Here is a 5,585-nt window from a genome sequence, read left to right on the forward strand (position 1 = left end):
ATTGAATTGATTCCAATTTGAACTCTTTAGTATAAATACGACGCGCTCTCTTTGTCATGTGGACACCTCCTTCTTCCATAATATAAAAAGTGCTTAACTCTATGTCCACTAAAATATAGCAAGTTCATATCCAATTTATTTCCAAAGAGTTATTCTTCAATAAAAAGTTTATCCATACTTAATTTATCTTGCACCCCACGAAAAAACAGTTAAATAGAACATTATATGGTTTTATAATTAAAAGAGTTAGTATGAATAAATAAGTTGAAAAAGATTCTCAGATTTTTTATATTATTATGAAAAGAAAACCAACAAAAAGGAGATGCTATGGTTGAGAAAAAAACAGACGATGAGCGTACATGGGCAATGTTCTGCCATCTGTCCGCATTAGCAACATTCATAGGCATACCATTCGGCGGTGTGATTCTTCCTTTGATTATTTGGCTGATGAAACGCAATGATTCCGAGCTTATAGATGCAAACGGCAAGGAATCAGTCAATTTCCAGATTTCAGTACTGATATACATGATTGCGTCAGGGCTTCTCTGTCTTGTTGTAATTGGATTTATTCTTTTACCGATTATCCTGATTGCAGATCTTGTGCTTGTGATTATGGCATCTGTAAAAATAAGTGCAGGTGAAGAATACAAATATCCTTTTTCAATTCATTTTATATCGTAGGAGAAATTTTATAAATGGTTCAGGAAGGGCTCTCACAGAAACGTTTTGCGGTATTTATTACAGAGATACCTGTTCAGCCGAGAGATATTGATATGAACGGCCATGTCCATCATTCTGTTTATCTTGATTATTTTCTTGCAGCGAGATTTGATCAGATGGGGCGGTGCTATAAAATGTCAATGGATGAATTTAATAAACTCGGATTCACAATGTTTGCAAGAAAATATGAGATTGAATACAGGGGTGCTCTTGCAATGGGTGATGTGGGTGTTGTAAAGACGTGGGTTATTAAAATAGGCAAAGCGAGTGTTGATGTAGGATTTCAGATTGAGTCCCGAAAAGATAAAACATTAGCTGTAAAAGGCGCAGCGCGTTTTGTCATGATAGATATACGCATAAAAAAGCCGGTTCCGATTCCTCAAAATGTTAAAGAAAAGTATTCCATTCTGGCCAAAGAAGAGGATGAAAAGTAAATTGTCCGGATTGTTTCTGGATATCCCGAACAATTTGGATTAAGGCGGATATGGGCGGTGTTTATGACAAAGGGAAAGTCCTTCTGGTAAATCCCTGGATTACGGATTTTGTTGCATATGATTTCTGGTTAAAACCCCTGGGCCTCCTGTATGTAGGCGCATGTCTTCGTGCAAGAGGATACTCAGTATCATTATTTGACTGTATGGACAGACTGCATGCAGCAGTACCCGTAGGGAGAATTAAAAAAAGGCCTGACGGTACAGGAAAGTTTTTTAAAGAGATAATTCCAAAACCAAATGCAGTAGCTCATGTACCAAGGCGTTACGGAAGATACGGTATACCAAAAGATGCAGTAATAAAAAATTTTAAAAAGTATCCCGTACCCGATGTAATACTTGTAACATCAGGCATGACATATTGGTACACAGGCGTATGGGAAATGATTGAGCTTCTGCACAAAATGTTTCCCGGCATACCTGTGGTACTTGGGGGCATTTATGCTACACTCTGCACTAACCATGCAAAAGAAGGAAGCGGAGCTGATTTTGTAATCTCCGGCTCAGGTGAAAATCCCGCATTAAAATTAGTAGATGAAATTACAGGGAACAACTCGGAACTATGTTTTAACGGTTCTCCGGACAGCCTGCCGTCTCCGGCTTATGATTTGTATCAGAAACTTGAATCTGCAGCAGTACTCTCTTCCCGGGGCTGCCCGTATTCATGCCCTTTTTGTGCTTCAAAACTGCTTGAACCTGTATACAGCAGAAGAGACCCTGCAAGAGTTGCGGGAGAGATAGAAAAACTTGTAAGAGAGTCAGGTGTATCGCATATTGCTTTTTACGATGATGCTCTGCTGCTTTCAAAAGATGATTATATTATCCCTCTGTTAAATTATATTATTCGGAAAAATATCAGAATAAAATTTCATACTCCCAATGGGCTTCATGCTCGTGAACTTGAAAGAGATACTGCATCCCTTATGAAAAAAGCCGGATTTTCTACAATTCGGCTGAGTTATGAAACAAGTGATCTGTTTTGGCAGCAGAGAATGAACAAAGTGAGTGATTTTGATTTACTTAATTCTGTTGATGCTCTCTTAAGTGCAGGATTTTCAGGAAGCCAAATCGGTGCATATGTGATGATGGGCCTTCCAGGGCAGAAAGCTGCTGAAGTAGCAGAAAGTATGGTTTTTATTCTCAGGCAGGGAATAAAGGTAAGCCTTGCAGCATTCTCCCCAATTCCCGGTACTGAACTATTTTCTCAAATGGTTTCGCAGGGGATGATAGAAAGAGATGTTGATCCTCTTTTAACAAACAATTCAATTTTCCCAACTGCAGATTTCAGTATGCAACGCGATGAATTTATCAAATTAGGTACTCTTGCAGCAGAAGCAAATGCAATGATAAATAAAGGGGAGAATCCCTTTTCTGATGCAGTATGGAAAAAGCGAATTAATGGATTTATTAAGTAATACAGAGTCGAAATGATTGCTTTAATTGCATAATGCAAGTAAATGCATAATGCAATTAAAGTCTTGCCTAAAATTTCAAAATGGTATATAATTATCATTTCAAATTAGAATAAATAGTTATTCCCCATATTTCCCCCACTTTAAAAAAATATCTGATTAATCATCTATCTATAATGCTAATATCAATAAAAACAATGTGTTGACATAATGATATTGTGCGAAAGAGATTTGCTTTGTATTGCAAATTGTTACGAAAATGTAACAAAATCAATGTTTCTGTTAAAAATTGGCATGTAATTTGAGTATGCTTATGAGCAAAGGAGTGGAATATCGAAAAAAAATCAGATCAATACTAAAATAATCACTATGAAAGGAGGTGAGGTGTTACTATGAAAAAGACATTAAATATGAATCGAATCAATAAAAAGGAGGTCTTTATGAAGAAGTTTGTGGGAATTTTTGTTGCTATGGTTTTTGTTATGGGCATGGCAGGTATTGCAACGGCTGCTGATCATGACAGCCATACTGTTACTATTACTATTGCTGACTTAAATCACATTCTTGTAACCGGCGGAAATGTAAGCCTGACAATTAACGATGTTGATGGCAGTATGAATCCTCTGGATGATACTGATAATTCTACAGGCCTGTTGTGGATTACCAATTCAGGTACAGCAAAACGCATTACTGCTCAGTTGGATGCTGATTATGCATCCGGAATTATACTTAAAGTTGCTGCAAGCGACGGATCAACTGTTGGAACATCAGCAGGAACAATTACGCTTTCAAGCTCTTCTGCTCAAAGTGTTATTACAGGTTCACAGAGTGAAATCGGGAGTAGTACATTAACCTATACAGCAAGCGCGACAGCATCAGCTGCTCCTAACGGAGCAGGCGAGACACATACTGTTACTTATACTATTACAGATTAATGCGGTTTATCAGGTCGGGACGGATAGTTTCAATATTATCCGTTCCGGCCGAAATCTATTGAGGGATTTGTGAACAGAAGGAGACTAAAATTTATTATTGCAGCTTCGGTATTTACAGTTGCTTTTCCACTCTTTTCCCAGGATATTAGTGTAAGCGGATCATGGGAATTAACTATTGATGAGTCTGATATGCAGTCCGGTATGATCAGCGATTTGAACAGTACTTATGAAAGCCCTGCGAACCAGGTTTCAGCAACAATCAGCAATTCTTCGTACGGATGGTTTGGGACCTGGTACTGGGGAGTAGATGTTTCAAGAGATAATTCGCAATGGAATAATAATATGCACCTTGATGTAAGAAGGTCTTCAGGAGGATTTGGTTTTGGCAGTATTTCAGGCGGTACTTCGTATCAGGAAGTTACAACCTCGACTCAGATATTTTTTACAGGAGTAAGTTTTAGATTATGGATTGGTTTTCAATACAGATTGCGCGGAGTTTCAGTTGCAGTGCCTGCAGGTACGTATGTGACAACTGTGACTTATACGGTTGTGGAATTATAATTTGTTTTTAAAAGGGAGTATAATCAGCATGATGCATAAAACTGTAAACAAAATAGAATTTAGTATGCTTTTATGTGCGTTGTTTTTCTCAGTTAAGCCACTTCTTGCTGTTGAAGGAATATTTATAGAAGGTGGTTTAACTCATGAAAGGACAATTGTTCCCGGAAAAACCTACAATGGAAAGATTGTAATAAGGAATGAAGGTGATAAAGCAAAAGGAATAAGAATATATAAAACAGATTATATGTTTAGAGCTGATGGCGCCAATGTATACGGTGAACCGGGAACAATGCCGAGGTCATGTGCAGAGTGGATTACATACAGCCCAACAAGGCTGGTAGTAGAGGCGAAGTCAACATCTGAAGTGATGTATACAATTACAGTTCCTGATGCAGATACACTTACAGGTACATACTGGTCCATGTTTATGATTGAACCTATACCGGATAACCTTTTAAATCCGGATATTTCAAAAGAACAGATTGGTGTTAAGGTTAAATGGCGATATGGCGTTCAGATTGTATTGAATGCAGGAACGAGCGGTACAAAGAAACTTGAATTTGTCGGTACAAAATTACTTAAAGAAAAAGATAAAAAAATTCTTCAGGTTGATATTGAGAATACGGGCGAATTCTGGCTTAAACCTCTTGTATGGGTAGAGTTGTATAAGAATGAAGGCACTTTGCAGGGCAAATATTCATCAATTGTTATGCGTGTTTTTCCGGGCACGTCTATAAGGCATAAATTTGACCTTACCAAAGTTCCTGGTGGGACATATAAGGCGCTAATTGTTGCAGACTGCGGAAACGATGATCTTTTCGGAGTCAATTATACATTAAAGGTCGGTGAATAATCAATATGTTTAATGTAAAATATTGGTATATTATATTTATTTTATGGTCCACGGCTTTTGTCCTTGGGAGCAATGAGATAACCGTGCGTCCGGGTGAAGATGATCATTTTGAAGTTCAGCCGGGCCAGACAGTTACCGTTGTTTTCCAGGTTACAAATAAAACTTCAGCTCCAAGGGATTTAATCGGAGTAGTAACCCTGCCTGAAAAGTGGAAGTTAATAACGAGTGAATATCCATTTACCCTTGAAGGCGGGGAACAAGATATCAGGCTTATAAGTATGTACGTTCCGAACGATGCTCCATCAGGAATATATAAAATTGATTACCGTGTAACAGACAGAGCTCATCCAGCAGTTTCTGACAATTATTCTGTTACAGTAAGAGTCGCTTCATTCAGGAAACTTGAAATTACACCTCTTGATGCTCCTGAATACATATTTGCCGGAAGTCCCTACTCAATAACATATCTTGTTTCGAATAAAAGTAATTTAGAAGCAAAAATTAATTTTTCTGTAGGGATAAATAAAAATTATCCGTGTAAGGTCGTTCCTTCTTCAATTATGCTTAATTCAGGCCAGTCTGTCAAGGTACGTGTAAGTGTAAAAACGGACAG

Annotated in this window: 7 protein-coding genes; all 7 read left to right on the plus strand. The window is 37.8% G+C overall.

Annotated elements, in window-relative coordinates; genetic code table 11:
• The first annotated feature begins 327 nt into the window (after nucleotides 1-327).
• Nucleotides 328-681 carry a DUF4870 domain-containing protein gene (locus J7K93_06460; protein ID MCD6116636.1) on the plus strand — a complete coding sequence of 118 codons (354 nt, stop codon included), beginning with the start codon at nucleotides 328-330 and terminating at the stop codon, nucleotides 679-681.
• A gap of 14 nt (nucleotides 682-695) precedes the next feature.
• The gene (locus J7K93_06465) at nucleotides 696-1,154 is read left to right on the plus strand and encodes an acyl-CoA thioesterase (protein ID MCD6116637.1); all 459 of its coding nucleotides are present in this window, start codon (nucleotides 696-698) and stop codon (nucleotides 1,152-1,154) included.
• A 50-nt stretch (nucleotides 1,155-1,204) separates the two neighbouring features.
• Complete coding sequence (locus J7K93_06470; GenBank protein ID MCD6116638.1) at nucleotides 1,205-2,626, plus strand: B12-binding domain-containing radical SAM protein; 1,422 nt, start codon at nucleotides 1,205-1,207, stop codon at nucleotides 2,624-2,626.
• 437 nt (nucleotides 2,627-3,063) lie between these two features.
• Entirely contained in the window at nucleotides 3,064-3,558 is a 495-nt protein-coding gene (locus tag J7K93_06475) for a hypothetical protein (GenBank protein MCD6116639.1), read from the plus strand.
• A gap of 69 nt (nucleotides 3,559-3,627) precedes the next feature.
• On the plus strand, nucleotides 3,628-4,119 hold the full coding sequence (locus J7K93_06480; protein MCD6116640.1) for a hypothetical protein: 492 nt from the start codon (nucleotides 3,628-3,630) through the stop codon (nucleotides 4,117-4,119).
• A 28-nt stretch (nucleotides 4,120-4,147) separates the two neighbouring features.
• Entirely contained in the window at nucleotides 4,148-4,972 is an 825-nt protein-coding gene (locus tag J7K93_06485) for a hypothetical protein (protein MCD6116641.1), read from the plus strand.
• 5 nt (nucleotides 4,973-4,977) lie between these two features.
• Nucleotides 4,978-5,585: hypothetical protein (locus tag J7K93_06490; protein MCD6116642.1), on the plus strand; the 608-nt coding region annotated here is incomplete at its 3' end.

The sequence above is a fragment of the bacterium genome (genome assembly GCA_021158245.1).
Taxonomy (GTDB): domain Bacteria; phylum Zhuqueibacterota; class QNDG01; order QNDG01; family QNDG01; genus QNDG01.